General features: G+C 68.7%; 18 protein-coding genes. 8 read left to right on the forward strand and 10 right to left on the reverse strand.

Annotation, left to right across the window (positions count from 1 at the left end):
* Positions 1-47: 47 nt before the first annotated feature.
* Together groL and groES are read right to left on the reverse strand one after the other, a co-directional pair.
* Positions 48-1,691, reverse strand: coding sequence for a chaperonin GroEL (groL, locus tag AC07NC_RS01450; RefSeq protein ID WP_008264422.1), 1,644 nt, complete (start codon positions 1,689-1,691; stop codon positions 48-50).
* Positions 1,692-1,825: 134 nt separating this feature from the next.
* Positions 1,826-2,113, reverse strand: a complete 288-nt coding sequence (gene groES, locus AC07NC_RS01455; RefSeq protein WP_008259448.1) for a co-chaperone GroES — start codon at positions 2,111-2,113, stop codon at positions 1,826-1,828.
* Positions 2,114-2,416: 303 nt separating this feature from the next.
* On the opposite strand from groES, the gene AC07NC_RS01460 reads away from it, so the two are divergent.
* Complete coding sequence (locus AC07NC_RS01460; RefSeq protein ID WP_494568382.1) at positions 2,417-2,854, forward strand: hypothetical protein; 438 nt, start codon at positions 2,417-2,419, stop codon at positions 2,852-2,854.
* A 48-nt stretch (positions 2,855-2,902) separates the two neighbouring features.
* On the opposite strand, the gene zigA is transcribed toward AC07NC_RS01460, so the two are convergent.
* Positions 2,903-4,123, reverse strand: a complete 1,221-nt coding sequence (gene zigA / locus AC07NC_RS01465; RefSeq protein WP_494568383.1) for a zinc metallochaperone GTPase ZigA — start codon at positions 4,121-4,123, stop codon at positions 2,903-2,905.
* 96 nt (positions 4,124-4,219) lie between these two features.
* On the opposite strand from zigA, the gene AC07NC_RS01470 reads away from it, so the two are divergent.
* The gene (locus AC07NC_RS01470; protein ID WP_494568384.1) at positions 4,220-4,789 is read left to right on the forward strand and encodes a DUF1826 domain-containing protein; all 570 of its coding nucleotides are present in this window, start codon (positions 4,220-4,222) and stop codon (positions 4,787-4,789) included.
* A 3-nt stretch (positions 4,790-4,792) separates the two neighbouring features.
* On the opposite strand, the gene pgi is transcribed toward AC07NC_RS01470, so the two are convergent.
* Positions 4,793-6,400 (reverse strand): glucose-6-phosphate isomerase, encoded by a 1,608-nt coding sequence (pgi, locus tag AC07NC_RS01475; RefSeq protein WP_494568385.1) that lies wholly within the window; start codon positions 6,398-6,400, stop codon positions 4,793-4,795.
* Between the two features lie 101 nt (positions 6,401-6,501).
* On the opposite strand from pgi, the gene AC07NC_RS01480 reads away from it, so the two are divergent.
* Positions 6,502-6,978 (forward strand): hypothetical protein, encoded by a 477-nt coding sequence (locus tag AC07NC_RS01480; RefSeq protein WP_008259604.1) that lies wholly within the window; start codon positions 6,502-6,504, stop codon positions 6,976-6,978.
* Positions 6,979-7,004: 26 nt separating this feature from the next.
* Here the strand turns inward: AC07NC_RS01480 and AC07NC_RS01485 are convergent, their stop codons facing one another.
* The 3 genes from AC07NC_RS01485 to AC07NC_RS01495 form a co-directional block, all read right to left on the reverse strand.
* Positions 7,005-9,215: a protein-disulfide reductase DsbD family protein gene (locus AC07NC_RS01485; RefSeq protein ID WP_494568386.1), complete on the reverse strand. Its 2,211-nt coding sequence runs from the start codon at positions 9,213-9,215 to the stop codon at positions 7,005-7,007.
* A 56-nt stretch (positions 9,216-9,271) separates the two neighbouring features.
* Entirely contained in the window at positions 9,272-9,718 is a 447-nt protein-coding gene (locus AC07NC_RS01490; RefSeq protein WP_490334240.1) for an OmpA family protein, read from the reverse strand.
* A 123-nt stretch (positions 9,719-9,841) separates the two neighbouring features.
* A complete protein-coding gene (locus AC07NC_RS01495) occupies positions 9,842-10,183 on the reverse strand; it encodes a YMGG-like glycine zipper-containing protein (RefSeq protein WP_008263428.1) in 342 nt (113 codons plus the stop codon).
* Between the two features lie 140 nt (positions 10,184-10,323).
* On the opposite strand from AC07NC_RS01495, the gene AC07NC_RS01500 reads away from it, so the two are divergent.
* The 3 genes from AC07NC_RS01500 to AC07NC_RS01510 are packed head-to-tail and all read left to right on the forward strand — an operon-like array spanning position 10,324 to position 12,527.
* The gene (locus tag AC07NC_RS01500; RefSeq protein ID WP_492072032.1) at positions 10,324-10,674 is read left to right on the forward strand and encodes a hypothetical protein; all 351 of its coding nucleotides are present in this window, start codon (positions 10,324-10,326) and stop codon (positions 10,672-10,674) included.
* A 45-nt stretch (positions 10,675-10,719) separates the two neighbouring features.
* A complete protein-coding gene (locus AC07NC_RS01505) occupies positions 10,720-11,676 on the forward strand; it encodes a diacylglycerol/lipid kinase family protein (protein ID WP_494568387.1) in 957 nt (318 codons plus the stop codon).
* Positions 11,676-12,527: a metallophosphoesterase family protein gene (locus AC07NC_RS01510; RefSeq protein WP_292150606.1), complete on the forward strand. Its 852-nt coding sequence runs from the start codon at positions 11,676-11,678 to the stop codon at positions 12,525-12,527. The genes AC07NC_RS01505 and AC07NC_RS01510 overlap by 1 nt, the downstream gene beginning before the upstream one ends.
* 93 nt (positions 12,528-12,620) lie before the next feature.
* Here AC07NC_RS01510 and AC07NC_RS01515 read toward each other — a convergent pair whose 3' ends face one another.
* From AC07NC_RS01515 to AC07NC_RS01525, 3 genes are all read right to left on the reverse strand, one after another.
* The gene (locus tag AC07NC_RS01515) at positions 12,621-12,800 is read right to left on the reverse strand and encodes a DUF1328 domain-containing protein (protein WP_008262305.1); all 180 of its coding nucleotides are present in this window, start codon (positions 12,798-12,800) and stop codon (positions 12,621-12,623) included.
* A 110-nt stretch (positions 12,801-12,910) separates the two neighbouring features.
* Entirely contained in the window at positions 12,911-13,324 is a 414-nt protein-coding gene (locus AC07NC_RS01520; RefSeq protein ID WP_494568388.1) for a hypothetical protein, read from the reverse strand.
* Positions 13,324-13,668, reverse strand: coding sequence for a glycine zipper domain-containing protein (locus tag AC07NC_RS01525; protein WP_008260669.1), 345 nt, complete (start codon positions 13,666-13,668; stop codon positions 13,324-13,326). Before AC07NC_RS01525 ends, AC07NC_RS01520 begins: the two co-directional genes overlap by 1 nt.
* A 137-nt stretch (positions 13,669-13,805) precedes the next feature.
* Here AC07NC_RS01525 and AC07NC_RS01530 point away from each other — a divergent pair, with 137 nt between their 5' ends.
* Entirely contained in the window at positions 13,806-14,459 is a 654-nt protein-coding gene (locus AC07NC_RS01530) for a fumarylacetoacetate hydrolase family protein (protein WP_494568389.1), read from the forward strand.
* Positions 14,459-15,094, forward strand: a complete 636-nt coding sequence (gene maiA, locus AC07NC_RS01535; RefSeq protein WP_494568390.1) for a maleylacetoacetate isomerase — start codon at positions 14,459-14,461, stop codon at positions 15,092-15,094. The genes AC07NC_RS01530 and maiA overlap by 1 nt, the downstream gene beginning before the upstream one ends.
* The last annotated feature ends 53 nt before the right edge of the window (positions 15,095-15,147 follow it).

A 15,147-nucleotide genomic window follows, 5' to 3' on the forward strand; every position in this document is an offset into this window, starting at 1 on the left:
ACCTTGCGGTCCCGCCCTTCTGCATTCTCAGCCGGGTTGGCTTGGGCTTAGAAGTCCATGCCGCCCATGCCGCCCATTCCACCCATGTCGGGGGCCGAGGAGCCGCCCTTTTTGGGGGCGTCGGCGACGGCCGCTTCGGTCGTGATCAGGATCGAGGCCACCGAGGCGGCGTCGGTCAGGGCGGTGCGAACCACCTTGGCCGGGTCGATCACGCCCATGGCGACCAAGTCGCCGTACTCTTCCGTCTGGGCGTTGAAGCCGTAGGTGGCGGAGCTGTTTTCCAGCACCTTGCCCACGACGATCGAGCCTTCGACGCCGGCGTTTTCCACGATCTGGCGGATCGGGGCCTGGATGGCGCGACGGATGATGGCGATGCCGGCGGTCTGGTCGGCGTTGTCGCCGGTCAGGCCGTCAAGCGCCTTGGTCGCCTTCAGCAGGGCGATGCCGCCGCCGGGGACGATGCCTTCTTCAACGGCTGCACGCGTGGCGTTCAGGGCGTCGTCGACGCGGTCCTTCTTTTCCTTCACTTCGACTTCGGTCGAGCCGCCGACGCGGATGACGGCGACGCCGCCGGCCAGCTTGGCCAGACGTTCCTGCAGCTTTTCCTTGTCGTAGTCCGAGGTGGTGTCCTCGATCTGGCGCTTGATCTGGCCGATGCGGGCCTCGATCTCTTCCTTGCCGCCGACGCCGTCCACGATGGTGGTGTCGTCCTTGGTGATCGTGACCTTCTTGGCCTTGCCGAGCATGTCGATCGTGACGTTCTCAAGCTTGATGCCCAGGTCCTCCGAGATGACCTGGCCGCCGGTCAGGATGGCGATGTCTTCCAGCATGGCCTTGCGGCGATCGCCGAAGCCCGGAGCCTTGACGGCGGCGACGCGCAGGCCGCCCCGCAGCTTGTTGACCACCAGGGTGGCCAGGGCCTCGCCTTCGATGTCCTCGGCGATGATCACCAGCGGACGGCCCGATTGCACGACGGCTTCCAGGATCGGCAGCATGGCCTGCAGCGACGACAGCTTCTTCTCGAACAGCAGGATCAGGGGCTCTTCGAGTTGAACCTCCATCTTGTCGGCGTTGGTGATGAAGTAAGGGCTCAGGTAGCCGCGGTCGAACTGCATGCCTTCGACGACGTCCAGCTCGGTCTCGGCGGTCTTGGCTTCTTCAACCGTGATGACGCCTTCGTTGCCGACCTTGGCCATGGCCTTGGCGATCATTTCGCCGACTTCAGCGTCGCCGTTGGCCGAGATGGTGCCGACCTGGGCGATCTCGGAGTTGTTCTCGACCTTCTTGGCCGAGGCCTTGATGTCGGCGAGGACGGCGGTGACGGCCTTGTCGATGCCGCGCTTCAGATCCATCGGGTTCATGCCGGCGGCGACGGCCTTGAGGCCTTCCTGCACGATCGATTGCGCCAGGACGGTTGCGGTGGTGGTGCCGTCGCCCGCCTTGTCGTTCGTCTTCGAAGCGACTTCGCGGATCATCTGGGCGCCCATGTTCTCGAAGGCGTCTTCCAGCTCGATCTCTTTGGCGACCGACACGCCGTCCTTGGTCGAGCGCGGGGCGCCGAAGGACTTCTGGATCACGACGTTGCGGCCCTTGGGACCGAGCGTCACCTTGACGGCGTTGGCGAGCACGTTGACGCCGCGCAGCATCTTGTCGCGCGCGTCGGTGTTGAACTGTACGATTTTAGCGGCCATGCGGGCAGCTCCTTGAATGAGTGGTTAGTGACGAGTGGCGAGTGGCGAGTGAAGTGCAGAGTCGCGGGACAATGAGCCGGTATCGGCTCCTCTCGTCACTCGCCACTCGTCACTCGCCACTGGCGTTCTGAGCGTCAGCTCAGGACGCCGAGGACGTCCGACTCTTTCATGATGATCAGGTCGTCGCCGTCGATCTTCACTTCCGTGCCCGACCACTTGCCGAACAGGATGCGGTCGCCGGCCTTCAGTTCCAGAGCGTTGACCTTGCCGGATTCGTCACGAACGCCGGGGCCGACGGAGACGACTTCGCCTTCCTGCGGCTTTTCCTTGGCGGTGTCGGGGATGATGATCCCGCCCTTGGTCTTGGATTCTTCTTCAACGCGCTTGACCAGCACGCGGTCGCCGAGCGGACGAAACGCCATCGGTTCTCTCCTTGTGTTCCCCCAGACGGGGGCGACTTGAAAACGGTGGGCCAGCCTCCCCTCGATCACCGCTTTGGCAGCCGACCGATGAGAGTGCTAACGCGAGCGGGAGTTAGTCAGAGCCAAGGCCAGCGTCAAGGCGACCCGCCCCATCGGGCGTGCGAAACTTCCGCGACAGGTGAACCCCAAATGAACGGCCGGCTCCGGGCCTGTTCAAGCGGGGGCTGGCAGAACCGTCTCAACGCTGGAGCCCGTCCACATCCGGACGCGCGAAACCCGGCCCGAAAATAAAAGGAGACGACCATGTCCAAGATGCTGAAGATCACCGCCGTCGTCGCCGCTCCGGTCGTGACCATGACCCTGATGGCCGCCCCTGCCTCGGCCCAGTCCTACCGCGACCGTGATCGCGGGGAAGACAACTCCGCCCGCAACGCCTTGATCGGCGCCGCGGTGGGCGGCCTGGCCGGCGCCCTCTACGGCAACGGCGACGGCAGCTATATCGCCGGCGGCGCCCTGGCCGGCGCAGCCCTGGGCGCCGTGGCGTCCAATCGCGGCTCGGGCTGCGAATATTATCGCGGCGGCCAGTGCTACCGGAACCGGGGCCACTGGGAACGCGAGCACGGCATCAACAGCCGCGACCCGCGCTGGGAGCAGCGCCGCGACTATCGCGACTATCGTCGGGACCAGCGTTATGACCGCCGGGACGAACGCCGCGACTACCGCTACGACCGCCGCTGGTAGACGACGGATCGGATAAGGAAGGGGCGTCCTGAGGGGCGCCCTTTTTTGTTACGCCGCGTCCTGGCGGGGTCCCCAGTGTGGGAAGGGATCCTCCAGCTTGGCCCAGCCCTTCGGGCCGCGCTCCATCTCGAACCGGGTCAGCAGGGCGGCGTCGAACATCGAGGTCAGCAGATCGCGGTTCATGTCCTTGCCGATCAGGACGATCTCCTGGCGGCGGTCGCCGTACGGCTGACGCCAGACCGCCTCGATCGCCTTCAGCCATTCGAGATTGTCGTCCGGCCAGCGCTCGCGCGGGGCCGAGGCCCACCACAGCCCGCCCCACTCATGCTCCGTCACCGCCCCGGCCTGGCTCCAGGAGCCGACGTAATCCATCCGGCTGGCCAGCCAGAAGAAGCCCTTGGAGCGCCAGACGCCGGGCCATTCGCGGTTGAGCAGGTCGTAGAAGCGTCGGGGGTGGAAGGGTCGCCGCGCCCTGTAGACGAAGGTGGAGACACCGTATTCCTCGGTCTCGGGCGTCACCTCGCCGCGCAGGGCCTGGGACCAGCCGGCGGCCTGTTCCGCCCGCTCCATGTCGAACAGGCCCGTGCCGATGACCTGGTCCAGAGGCACGACGCCGCGCACCGCCTCGAGGATCCGGGCGCGGGGATTGAACTGGGTCATCATCGCCTTCAGCGTTCCGAGTTGCACAGCGTCGAGCAGGTCGCACTTGTTCAGCAGGATGACGTCGGCGAACTCGATCTGGTCGATCAGCAAATTGGCGACCGTGCGTTCGTCGTCCTCGCCCAGATGTTCACCGCGGGTCTTCAGCCGGTCGGTCGAGGGATAGTCGCGGTGGAAGTTGAAGGCGTCCACCACCGTGACCATGGTGTCGATCCGGGCCAGGTCCGACAGGCTGAAGCCGTCCTCGTCGCGGAAGTCGAAGGTGGCGGCGACCGGCATGGGTTCGGAGATCCCGGTGGATTCGATCAGCAGGCAGTCGAACCGACCCTCGCGCGCCAGCTTGCCGACCTCGGTCAGCAGATCCTCGCGCAGGGTGCAGCAGATACAGCCGTTGGACATCTCCACCAGCCGTTCCTCGGTCCGCGACAGGTCCGCCCCGCCGCCGTCCCGCACCAGGGCGGCGTCGATGTTCACCTCGCTCATGTCATTGACGATCACCGCCACCCGCAGACCGTCGCGATTGGCCAAGATGTGGTTGAGCAGGGTCGTCTTGCCGGCCCCGAGGAAGCCGGACAGGACGGTGACGGGCAGTTTCTTGAACTCGGACACGAAGGCGCTCCACGGATGCTGCGCCGAGCTTGACCACAGCCGGGCGATTGTGAGAGTTACGTTATAGTATAACATACACAGTCAGCAAGGTTCTCCATGGCGGTCGGCGCAGTCGTCCAAGGGCTTGCGCCCACGGTCTTCACCACATTGTTCGAGCCGCAGGTGCGGATGGCGATCTGGTCGCGGCCCAGCCCCATGCCGCCCGACGCCCCGCCCCCGGCCGACTTCACCGCCGAGTGCGACGGGCGCTGGATCGCCCTATCGGGTGCGGCGCCCGAGTGGTTTCTCCAGGATATCGAGAGATTGGCGGAGATCGTGGCGGCGATCAGCGGATGCGACGCCTGGCGCGCGCGGTGCGAGACCGTGACCCGGCGCGCCTGTCCGCGCTTCCACCAGGACGCCGTGCCGGTGCGCCTGATCGTCGCCTATGAGGGGCCGGGGCCGGAATGGGCCTTCGCCGGCGAGATCGGCGAGGATCTGGACGGGCGCAACATCAGCACGCGCCGCCGGGTCCGCACCCTTCACCCCGGCGATGTCGCCGTCATGAAGGGCACGGCGCCGGGCTGGGAGGCCTGGCCGGAGTTTCCGGTGGTTCTGCACCGCTCGCCGCCGGCCGGGAGACGATCCCCCCGGCGTGTCTTGACGATCGACGCCGCGCCGGCGTGAGCCTCAGCCCATCAACCGCGTCATCAGGCCCGCCGTCGAGGGGTCCAGATCGGCGGACGGGCCGCCGGCGTGGACATCCTTCAGGATCGCCTTGGCCAGGACCTTGCCCAGTTCGACGCCCCATTGGTCGAAGCTGTTGATGTCCCAGATCACGCCCTCGACGAAGGTCTTGTGCTCATAGAGGGCCAGCAGGGCACCGAGGGTCTCGGGCGTCAGACGGTCCATAACGATGGCGGTCGAGGGGCGGTTGCCGGTGAAGGTGCGATGGGTCGCCAGACGGGCGGCCTCTTCCTCCGACAGACCCTGGGCCAGGCCTTCCGCCTTCGCGGCTTCGGTCGTCTTGCCCAGCATCAGGGCCTGCCCCTGGGCCAGGGCGTTGGACCAGAGCGGCGATTCCGGCGCGTCGGCATGGGTTTTGGCGACGATCACGAACTCGGCCGGGACGATCTGCGGGCCCTGGTGGATCTGCTGGAAGAAGGCGTGCTGGCCGTTGGTGCCCGGCTCGCCGAACACCACCGGGCAGGTCTGGCGCGTGACGGGGGTTCCGTCGCGATGCACCCGCTTGCCGTTCGACTCCATCTCCAGCTGCTGCAGGAAGGACGGCAGGCGGCGCAGGGCGTGGGCGTAGGGGGCCACGGTGCGGGCGGGCCGGTTCAGACCGTCGACGTTAAACACCTGGGCCAGGGCCAGCAGGATCGGGGCGTTCTGCTCCAGCGGAGCCGAGACGAAATGGTCGTCCATGGCCGCCGCCCCGGCCAGCATGGCCTCGAAGGCGTCCCAGCCCAGGGCGATGCCACAGGACAGGCTGACGGCCGACCACAGCGAATAGCGGCCGCCGACCCAGTCGCGGAAGGCGAAGGTGCGGCCGCAGCCGAATTGGGCCGCCTTTTCAGGCGCGGCGGTGACCCCGATAAAGTGTTCGGTCATGCCCTCGGCCGGCAGGGCGGCGGCCAGCCAGGCCTTGGCGGCCTCGGCGTTGGCCAGGGTTTCCTGGGTGGTGAAGGTCTTGGACACGACCACGACCAGGGTGGTTTCGGGGTCGAGGCCGGTCAGGGCCTCGGCCATGTCGCGCGGGTCGATATTGGCGACGAAGCGCAGATCGATAGAGGGGTCCAGCGGGCGCAGGGCGTCCCAGACCACGCGCGGGCCCAGGTCCGACCCGCCGATGCCGACATGGACGATGGCCTCGAACCGCTTGCCCGTGGCCCCCGCCTCTGCGCCCGAGCGGACGGCGTCGGCATAGGTCTTCATGTCCGCTCGCACGGCGTCCACCTCAGCCGAGACCGGTTCGCCCAGGGCCTTGAAGTCGGCGCCGGCGGGGGCGCGCAGGGCGGGGTGCAGCACCGCCCGGCCCTCGGTCAGATTGACGGCCTCGCCCGCGAACAGGGCGGCGCGGCGGCCCTCGACGTCGCAGGCGCGGGCCAGATCCAGACAGGCTTCGAAGCCGGCCTTGGTCCAGCTCTGTTTCGACAGGTCCAGATAGAGCCCCGCCGCCTCGACCGACATCCGCGCCAGCCGGTCGGGATCGGCGGCGAACTGCTGGTCGATACGGGTCGCGCCGGCCTCGGCGGCCGTGCGGTCGAAGGTCGTCCAGGCGTCGTCACGGGTCATCGGTCGTCCTCTGGGAGAGAGAAGAAGGTAAACACTCGTTTACGGGTCGGGCGTATGTCGGTTCAACGTCCTAGCCGACGCTGAAACAGGAAGTCACCCTCATGTCCTGCGGCCTTGCTCTCACGATCGCCCTGGCCCTGTCCAATCCCGCCGTGGCCCTGGCGGCCGAACAGCCCCCTGCGGCGGTCGGGGCGCCGGTGTCGGTGGCGACCGAGCCCCTGTTCGCCGACATCGTCGCCCGGTCCGGCGCGCTGAAGGCTCTGGTCGACGGCTGGGCGGCGGCCAAGGCGGCGGATCAGGCGGACTTCTTCACCAGCCAGGCCTTCACCGGCTTCAAGGCCCAGGCCGAACAGCTGGCCGCGCTCGACATGCAGGGCCACCTGATCCTGAAGGAACGCGGCACGGACGGCGATCTGAAATGCATCCTGCGCGGCATTTCCGAGGACATGCCGAAAAAGGTCCAGGCGGTTCAGGCGGCGGCCACGCCCGCCGACCGCGCCGTCGCCCTGTCGGACCTGTCCTATCTGCTGAACGACAATGTCGAGGTCATCACCGCCCCGCCGCAGCCGGAGGTCTAGGCTTCCTCGTCACCCGGCGAAGGCCGTCACGTCCCCTTCAGAGCCTCGATGACCACGCCTTCGGTCAACAGTTGCGGCAGAATGCGCGGTTCGCCGCCGTTCGCCGGATAGAGCAGATACAGGGGCACGCCCGACCGGCCGTGACGCTCCAGTTCGCGGGTGATGGCGTCGTCACGGCGGGTCCAGTCGCCGACCAGATAGACGGCGTTCGTCGCCTTCAGGGCCTCGGCGACGCGGGGCGAAGACAGGGCGGCGCGCTCGTTGATCTTGCAGGTCACGCACCAGTCAGCCGTGAAATTGACCAGGACCGGACGGCCTTCGGCCTGGGCGGCGCGGACGGATTCGGCGGACCAGGGCGCGGAGGCCAGGGGACCGGACTCGGCGACCGAGGCCGCCCCCAGAACCGGCGCGCGACCGGCGATCACGGCCAGGATCAGGGCGGCCCCGAGCGCGATCAGGCTGGATGCGCCGGACAGGCGGGCGGATCGGCCCAGGGCGCGCTGGGCCTGGGTCAGGCCGAACAGCCACAGGGCGAAGGCGGTGGTCAGGGCGGCCGCCATCAGCAGGGCCAGTCCCTCCGCGCCGGTCTGACGCGAGAAGACCCAGACCAGCCACAGGGCCGCGCCGTACATGGGGAAGGCCAGCAGGCCCTTCAGCCGATCCATCCACGGGCCGGGCCGGGGCAGGCGCCGCAGCAGGCCGGGCGACAGGCTGACGGCCAGATAGGGCAGGCCCAGGCCCAGGCCCAGCATCAGGAAGATCAGCAACGCCGCCGGCCAGGGCATGAGCAGGGCCGCGCCCAGGGCGGCGGCCATGAAGGGGGCGGTGCAGGGGGCGGCGACGACCACGGCCAGAACCCCGGTGAAGAAGGCGCCCGCGCCGCCCGGCAGGCGCGACAGAGGACCGGCGCCCGCGCCCTGAAGTCCGGCGCCGACATGGAAGACACCCGACAGGTTCAGCCCCACCGCCAGCATCAGCAGGGCCAGGCCCGCGATCACCGCCGGCGACTGAAGCTGGAAGCCCCAGCCGACGGCCTCGCCCCCGGCGCGCAGGGCCAGCAGGACGCCGGCCAGGACCAGGAAGGTCGCCAGAACCCCGGCCAGGAACAACAGGCCGTCGCGCCGCGCCTCGCGCGGCTTATGGGCCGAGGCGGCCAGGGCGGCGGCCTTCATGGCCAGAATGGGAAAGACGCAGGGCATCAGGTTCAGGATCAGGCCGCCGACCAGGGCGAACAGGGCCGATTGCAGGATCAGGCCCAGGTTGAGCCGGGTTCCGGCGCTGGGGGTCTCGACCTCGCCGGACAGGGCCTTGCCGCCGGTGGTTCCGGCCAGGACCGCGCCGGGCTGGGCCGTGATCTCCCAGGCGCCGGCGTCGGTGGCCAGGACGCCCGAGATCGGACCGTTCAGACCCTTGGCCGTCAGGTCGCCGCCGGGGGTCAGGGTCAGGCTCAGCCCGTTCGGGCCGCTCTGGCCCGACTGGGGGGCGGCGTGGTCGATGATCCCGCCCTCGAACGGATAGAAATAGGCCCGGCTCAGGCCCGCGCCGGCCGTCAGGTCCGCCAGGGGGCCGCCCGTCGCCGACAGGGTCAGGACGCCGTTCTGCAGGGTGGCGCGGGCGTCCAGACCCGCCGGTCGCGGCGCGGCCTCCAGCACGGCCTGGATGGCGGCGCCGTGGTCGGGATCCAGCGGCGGGGCCCCTTCGCGGATCGGCAGGTCCAGACGCAGGCTCATCTGCACCGGCACGCACATCTGGTCGCTGCACACCAGGAACAGGGCGTCGACGGTCAGGGGCAGGGTGGTTCCCGGCCGGGCCGAGGCCGGAACCTCGATCGGGACGGGCAGATAGACCTCGCCGGAATAGCCGTAGTTGACCAGGCTCATCAGCCGCTGGCGCGTGGGCAGGGGCCAGACGATCTCGCCGGCCTTGACCCCGGCCGGCAGACGCCAGTCCAGGGTGGTCGGCCCTCCGGAATCGCCGGGATTGCGCCAATAGGTGTGCCAGCCGGGCGCGATGGTCTGATGCACCGCCACCACGACGGTCGACCCCGGCGCGGCCCAGCGCGACAGGGGAACCAGTTCCGCCTCGATATTGTCGGCCCGTCGCGGACCGGGCGGCACGGCCGCCGCCGCCTCGGCCGGACGGCTGACCGGCTGGGCTTCGGCGACGGACGGAACGCCCGGCAGGATGGACAGGCTGAGGCAAAACAGCAGGGCGTACAGGAAGGCGGTCGGGCGCATGACCTGCTTCTAGGCCCTGCGACCCGCTCTGTCAGCGTGTCCGATCAGCCGAGTTTTCAGCGGCGCGGGTGGGCGTCCACGACCACTTCGGTGCGCCGGCGCAGGGGCTCGGCCGCCCCGCCCGCCGTGGTCGCGCCCGCGTCCCCTGCGGCGCCCACATCGAACACCGGCGACGGTAGGCCCGCCGCGTTCAGGGCCTGGGCCACGGTCCGCGCGCGGCGCTGCGACAGGCTCAGATTGGCCTCGCTCGCTCCGGTCGCGTCCGCCAGACCCACCACCTGGATGCTGCGCACGTCGCAGGTGCGCAGCACGCCCGCCGCCGCATCGATGGCCTGATCGGCCGCGTCGGTCAGCCGCGCCTCGTTCTCGCGGAAATAGATGTCGAACCGCACCGGCATGCACAGGGAACCGCTGGTCACGATCTGATCCCGCCGCATCGGCGTCGCACAGGCCCCCACCGCCAGCAGCCCGCCAGCCAGAGCCAGAATTGTTATCGTTTTCATGACTATCCCCTGTGTCACACCATCGTCCTGCGCACGAAAAAGGCGGCCCGTCCACGACGAACCGCCCTTCCCGAAACTCAAACCGGTCTCGAACCGGACCAGGGCCCGGTTCGAAGTCACGGCTCAATAACGGCGTTGGCCGTTATCCCAGTAGCACTCGTCCTGGCGGTTGTCGTAGCAGTAGTAGGTGCGGCCTTGGCTGTCGCGGTAACGCTGCTGGTTGTTGCGGTCCTGGCTCGAACCGCGGATCGCGCCCGCTGCGCCGCCCAGGGCGCCGCCGATCAGGGCGCCGGTGGCTGCGTTGCCGCCGCCGACATTGTTGCCGATGACGGCGCCGGCGACAGCGCCGAGGCCGGCGCCGATGGCGCCCTGGCGCACGGTCTGGTTCGAGTTGCCGTAAGGGTCGCTCGCGCAGGCCGAAGCCAAAAGACCGGCGCCGGCGATCGCGATGATGGCCTTGTTCATGATGAAATCCTCTATCCTGGGTTCGCCCCGAAGGCGATAACGCTGGAGTACGGCTCCGGTTCCCCTGTCTATCGTCGTTCTACCGAAACGACTATGCTTAACCGGCGTGGGTCAGCCTGCGCAGTCCTTGGGGGGAAATGATGCGGTTTTCTGATGTGACGCGCGCCACGGCCGGCGCTGAAGGCCCGATCTGGGCGCGCAGCAAGAAGCGCAAGGCCTCGGCCGCGCCGCTGGTCAATCTGCTGGTGACCCTGCTGGCCCTGATCGGCGCCCTGACCCTGGTCTTGTCCATCAAGGAAGGATCGGTCCAGGCGGCGGGCCGGATGATGGACGGCTGGATCATGACCGGCTGGACCGGGGCGCAGAGACTGGCGGGACGCGCCCCGGAAGCGGCGGGGGTCGCGGCCGACAAGGCGGGGCAGGCGACCGAAAGGACCGGCGACGCCCTGAAGGCCGGCGCCTCGACCGCCCGCGACGAACTGAAGCAATAGTCACGCTTGTCGGGAACGGGCGGGCCGCCTGAACGTTCGGCGGCCATGACCGACACCCTGAGTTCAGAACCCGACGCCGACGCCGGCGAGCCGCGCGACGAGGCCCCGCGTCGTCTCACGCCCCATGCGTCGCTGGGCCGGGCGGTGATGCTGGTCAATCCCTTGTCCGGCAGCGTCGGCCCGCGCGCCGAGGCCGAGGCCGAGGCGATCCTGGCGGACTATGACCTGCAAACCCAGGTCGTGGTGCTGGAAGCCGGCAATTTCGACCAGGCCATCGCCGACGCCTTCGCCGCCGCGCCGGACGTGATCTTCGTCCTGGCCGGCGACGGCACGGCGCGGTCGGTGGCGGCGAAGGCCAAGCCGAATGGTCCGATGATCGCCCCCCTGCCGGGCGGCACGATGAACATGCTGCCCAGGGCCCTGTACGGCACGGCCGACTGGAAGCTGGCCCTGCGCCGCGCCCTGGAGGAGGGCGAGCCCCAATCGGTGTCCGGCGGCGAGGTGTCGGGGGAATATTTCTACTGCGCCGCCATCCTGGGCTCGCCGGCCCTGTGGGCGCCGGCGCGCGAGGCGATGCGGACCGGCAAGGTGAGACTGGCCTGGGCCTATGCGCGGCGGGCGTTGAAGCGGGCCTTCACCGGTCGGTTGAGGTTCAGTCTGGACGGCGGCCCCCGGCGTCGGGCCGAGGCCCTGGTGCTGATCAGCCCGATGATCTCCAAGGCCATGGAAGAGCCGGACGGGCTGGAAGCCGCGGCGATGGACCCGTCCGACGCCAGCCAGGCCTTCCGCCTGGCCGCCAACGCCCTGTTCAGCGACTGGCGCCATGATCCCGCCGTCTCGACTCGCCCGGCCAAGCGGATCGACGTCCGGGCGCGCTCCAAGATTCCCGCCGTGATAGACGGAGAGCCCGTCCTGTTGAAATCCGAGGCCACCGTGCGATTCATTCCCAAGGCGTTCCGCGCCCTTGCGCCCCGGCCCCCCGCGGCCGAGGACAGTCTCTGATGGGGCGTGTTCTCCAGTTTTCGGACGTTCATTTCGGATGCGAGCACAAGGGTGCGGTGGCGGCGGCGCTGGAATACGCCCACGCCACGCCCAATGATCTGGTTCTGATCACCGGCGACATCACCCAGAAGGGCTATCCGGTCGAGTTCCGGGCGGCGGGGGAATGGATGCGGGCAATGCCGGAGCCGCGCTTCGTCATCGTCGGCAATCACGACGTCCCCTACTGGAGCCCGGTCGCCCGCCTGTTCCATCCATGGCGCGCCTTCGAGACGGCGACGGGTTTTCCGGCTCACGACGGTCAGTTCTGCAACGACACGGTGATGGTGCGGGGCGTCGTCACGGCGCGCGGCTGGCAGGCGCGGCCCAACTGGTCCAAGGGGGTCATCGACCTGGACCAGACCCGGCGCGCGGCCGAGGCCCTGCGTCAGGCGCCCATTGGGGCGTTGCGCATCCTGGCCTGTCATCATCCCCTGGTCGAGATGATCGGCACGCCGATGACCGGCGACGTCAAGCGCGGCGACGAGGCGGCCCTGATCTTCGCCGAGGCCGGGGTGGATCTGATCATGACGGGCCATGTCCATGTGCCCTTCGCCTTGCCCATCGATCTGGCGGACCGCTGCTCCTACGCTGTCGGCTGTGGAACCCTGTCGCACCGCGAGCGGGGCTCGCCGCCGGGCTTCAATCAGGTGGACTGGGACGCCAGGACCATCACGGTCACGGCCCTGGCCTGGGACGGGCGGGACTACAGCCCGCATCAGGTCTGGCGGCTGCCGCGTCGTCAGGACACCCGCAAGGCCGCGACCGCGCCCAGCCCGAACAGGCCGGGCGAACTGGAGAAGGCGGCGGTCTGAGCCGTCGCGTCTCTATTCCCGGGCGACGCCGCCAATAGAAAAAGGGCCGGAACTCGCGTTCCGGCCCTTCTGCATTTCGCCGGAGCGGCAGCCCTATAATCGAGGGGCGCCGCGTCCGCGGAGTCCGCCGGCCACGAGGGCGATGACGAACAGGATGATGGCGATCACGGCGATGAATTTGGCGATCTCGAACGAGAAGTTCGCGATGCCGCCGAAGCCGAGAACGGCTGCGATCAAGGCCACGACCAGGAAGATAATTGCCCAGCGAATCATGGGTTTAGCTCTCCTGCGTTGATGTTTCCGACGGCGGCCTTGCAGCCGTTCGTCCCGTCGGAAGATCAACGGTCACGGACGCAGGGTGTTCCGTGGCCTTCGCAGAATCCTCAGCGCCGACGGCGCCTTTTGGCGTAGCCGCCCTGATCCATCTTCCGCTCGGCCACCATGCTGGCGACAATCGCGGCCAGGGCCGGATTGCGCAGCAACAGGAAGGCCGCGCCCAGTCCGCCGACCGCGCCGATGATCGGGCGTTCGCGAACGATATGGATCAGCTTGCCGATCAGACCGTCCGGCGCATCCTCCTCGTCCTCCTCGTCGTGACTTTTGCCCTTCAGGAAGACGAGTGCGACGACCAGGGCGACCAGGGCGAACAGGGCGAAGGTGATGGCCGAGGCGCCCAGGGGCGTCGTGACCAGGCTGATGGCGTGGAAGATGGCGACGCCGAGAAACACCACGGCCAGAAAGACGCTCGCGGCGGCCACGCTGGTCGCCACGATGCGTTTGACGATGCCCTTGAACATCAGCGGCGACGGCCGGCCAGAAGCAGGCCCAGAACCACGCCGACGCCGAGGGCGATGGCGGTCGACTGGACCGGACGTTCCTGCACCCGCTCGACGATATAGCGCTGGGCCTCGTCCAGGCGTTCGGCGGCGTCGTCGTAATATTCGCGGCCGCGCACCCGGGCGGTGTCGTAATAGCCGCGCGCCTGGTCGCGCACTTCCTCGCTCTTGGCCCGCAGCTTGGCCTCGGCCTCCTCGGCCTTTTCGCGCAGACGCTGGGTTTCTTCGCGGGCGCCGATCTTCAGATCCTCCTTGAGGGTCTTCAGGTCGGCCTTGATGTCTTCTCTAGCCTTGGTGGTGGCCATGGTGCGCGCTCCGGTTTCAAGCTTGGCAATAGAATAGGGGACCCCGTTTCGGAACGCTACACCCGGCGCGAGGTTCCCTTCGCCCACCCGTGATCCCCGGCCTCGTCAGGCGCGTTTCGCCGTTCTAGATTGGGGAAATGACCGACCTGCTGTTCGCCCCCCGCCCCGCCCCCACCCTGCCGATCACCGGCGACGCCCGGCGCTTCCCGGTTCGCCGCATCCTGTGCGTCGGCCAGAACTACGCCGCCCATGCGCGCGAAATGGGGTCGGACCCGGACAAGCAGTCCCCCTTCTTCTTCTCCAAGCCCGGCGACGCCCTGGTGTCGGACGGGGCCGACCCGGCCTATCCGTCGGCGACGGACAATCTGCATTTCGAGGCCGAACTGGTGGCGGCCATCGGCGAGGGCGGGCGGATCGTGGGCTGGGCGGTCGGCTGCGACCTGACCCGTCGCGATCTTCAGGCCGAGGCGAAGGCGGCCGGGCGGCCGTGGGATGCAGCCAAGGGGTTCGACCAGTCGGCCCCCTGCGGCGCCCTGACCCTGGGACCGCTTCCGGCCCCGGCGGGGGTGATCGCCCTGAGCGTAAACGGCGAGACGAAACAGTCCAGCACCCTGGACGACATGATCCTGAACCCCGATCAGATCGTCGAGGCGGCCGGGAAACTGTGGTCGCTCCAGGCGGGCGACCTGATCTTCACCGGCACCCCGTCGGGCGTCGGACCCCTGGCGCGCGGCGACGCGGTGGTCGTGACCATCGACGGCCTGGCGCCCCTGAGCTTCAAGATCGTCTGATGATCCTCCACGGCTATTGGCGCTCGGGCGCCAGCTACCGGGTCCGCATCGCCCTGGGCCTCAAGGGCCTGGCCTATGAGACGGCGACGCATGACCTGCGCAAGGGCGAGCAAAAGGCGGCCGATTATCTGGCCCTGAACCCCCAGGGCATGGTGCCGGCCCTGCAGGACGGGGATCAGGTCGTCACCCAGAGCCCGGCCATTCTGGAATGGCTGGAAGAGGTTCATCCCGAGCCGGCCCTGTTGCCGAAGGGATCGGCCGACCGGGCCCGTGTCCGGGCCATGGCCGCCCTGATCGGCTGCGACATTCATCCGCTGAACAATCTGCGCGTTCTCAGGTCGTTGCGCGAGGATTTCGGGGCGGACCAGGCCGCCGTGGACGCCTGGGCCGCGCGCTGGATCGCGCCGGGTTTCGACGCCCTGGAGATCCTGGTGGGCCGCCACGGCCAGGGGTGGAGTTTCGGCGACCGGCCGGGCCTAGTCGACTGCTATCTGATGCCGCAGCTCTATTCCGCGCGGCGGTTCAACATGGCGCTGGAAGCCTGGCCGGGGCTTCTGGCGGTGGAGGCGCGGGCGCTGGACCACCCCGCCTTCGGGGCGGCGCACCCGGATCGGCAGCCCGACGCCGACGCCTGATCCGCCATACCGACGATCTCCAGGTAAGACTCGCGTAACGTCTCGCTCAACCT

It is taken from the genome of Brevundimonas sp. GW821-FHT10A07, from assembly GCF_059415785.1.

Excerpts from the sequence above, each read along its gene's own strand:
- AC07NC_RS01490 (WP_490334240.1), bottom strand. The coding sequence starts at position 9,718 with ATGAAAACGATAACAATTCTGGCTCTGGCTGGCGGGCTGCTGGCGGTG.
- AC07NC_RS01500 (WP_492072032.1), top strand. The coding sequence starts at position 10,324 with ATGCGGTTTTCTGATGTGACGCGCGCCACGGCCGGCGCTGAAGGCCCG.
- pgi (WP_494568385.1), bottom strand. The coding sequence starts at position 6,400 with ATGACCCGTGACGACGCCTGGACGACCTTCGACCGCACGGCCGCCGAG.
- AC07NC_RS01525 (WP_008260669.1), bottom strand. The coding sequence starts at position 13,668 with ATGGCCACCACCAAGGCTAGAGAAGACATCAAGGCCGACCTGAAGACC.
- groES (WP_008259448.1), bottom strand. The coding sequence starts at position 2,113 with ATGGCGTTTCGTCCGCTCGGCGACCGCGTGCTGGTCAAGCGCGTTGAA.
- AC07NC_RS01460 (WP_494568382.1), top strand. The coding sequence starts at position 2,417 with ATGTCCAAGATGCTGAAGATCACCGCCGTCGTCGCCGCTCCGGTCGTG.
- AC07NC_RS01520 (WP_494568388.1), bottom strand. The coding sequence starts at position 13,324 with ATGTTCAAGGGCATCGTCAAACGCATCGTGGCGACCAGCGTGGCCGCC.
- AC07NC_RS01470 (WP_494568384.1), top strand. The coding sequence starts at position 4,220 with ATGGCGGTCGGCGCAGTCGTCCAAGGGCTTGCGCCCACGGTCTTCACC.
- groL (WP_008264422.1), bottom strand. The coding sequence starts at position 1,691 with ATGGCCGCTAAAATCGTACAGTTCAACACCGACGCGCGCGACAAGATG.
- AC07NC_RS01505 (WP_494568387.1), top strand. The coding sequence starts at position 10,720 with ATGACCGACACCCTGAGTTCAGAACCCGACGCCGACGCCGGCGAGCCG.
- AC07NC_RS01495 (WP_008263428.1), bottom strand. The coding sequence starts at position 10,183 with ATGAACAAGGCCATCATCGCGATCGCCGGCGCCGGTCTTTTGGCTTCG.
- maiA (WP_494568390.1), top strand. The coding sequence starts at position 14,459 with ATGATCCTCCACGGCTATTGGCGCTCGGGCGCCAGCTACCGGGTCCGC.
- AC07NC_RS01480 (WP_008259604.1), top strand. The coding sequence starts at position 6,502 with ATGTCCTGCGGCCTTGCTCTCACGATCGCCCTGGCCCTGTCCAATCCC.
- AC07NC_RS01515 (WP_008262305.1), bottom strand. The coding sequence starts at position 12,800 with ATGATTCGCTGGGCAATTATCTTCCTGGTCGTGGCCTTGATCGCAGCC.
- AC07NC_RS01485 (WP_494568386.1), bottom strand. The coding sequence starts at position 9,215 with ATGCGCCCGACCGCCTTCCTGTACGCCCTGCTGTTTTGCCTCAGCCTG.
- AC07NC_RS01510 (WP_292150606.1), top strand. The coding sequence starts at position 11,676 with ATGGGGCGTGTTCTCCAGTTTTCGGACGTTCATTTCGGATGCGAGCAC.
- AC07NC_RS01530 (WP_494568389.1), top strand. The coding sequence starts at position 13,806 with ATGACCGACCTGCTGTTCGCCCCCCGCCCCGCCCCCACCCTGCCGATC.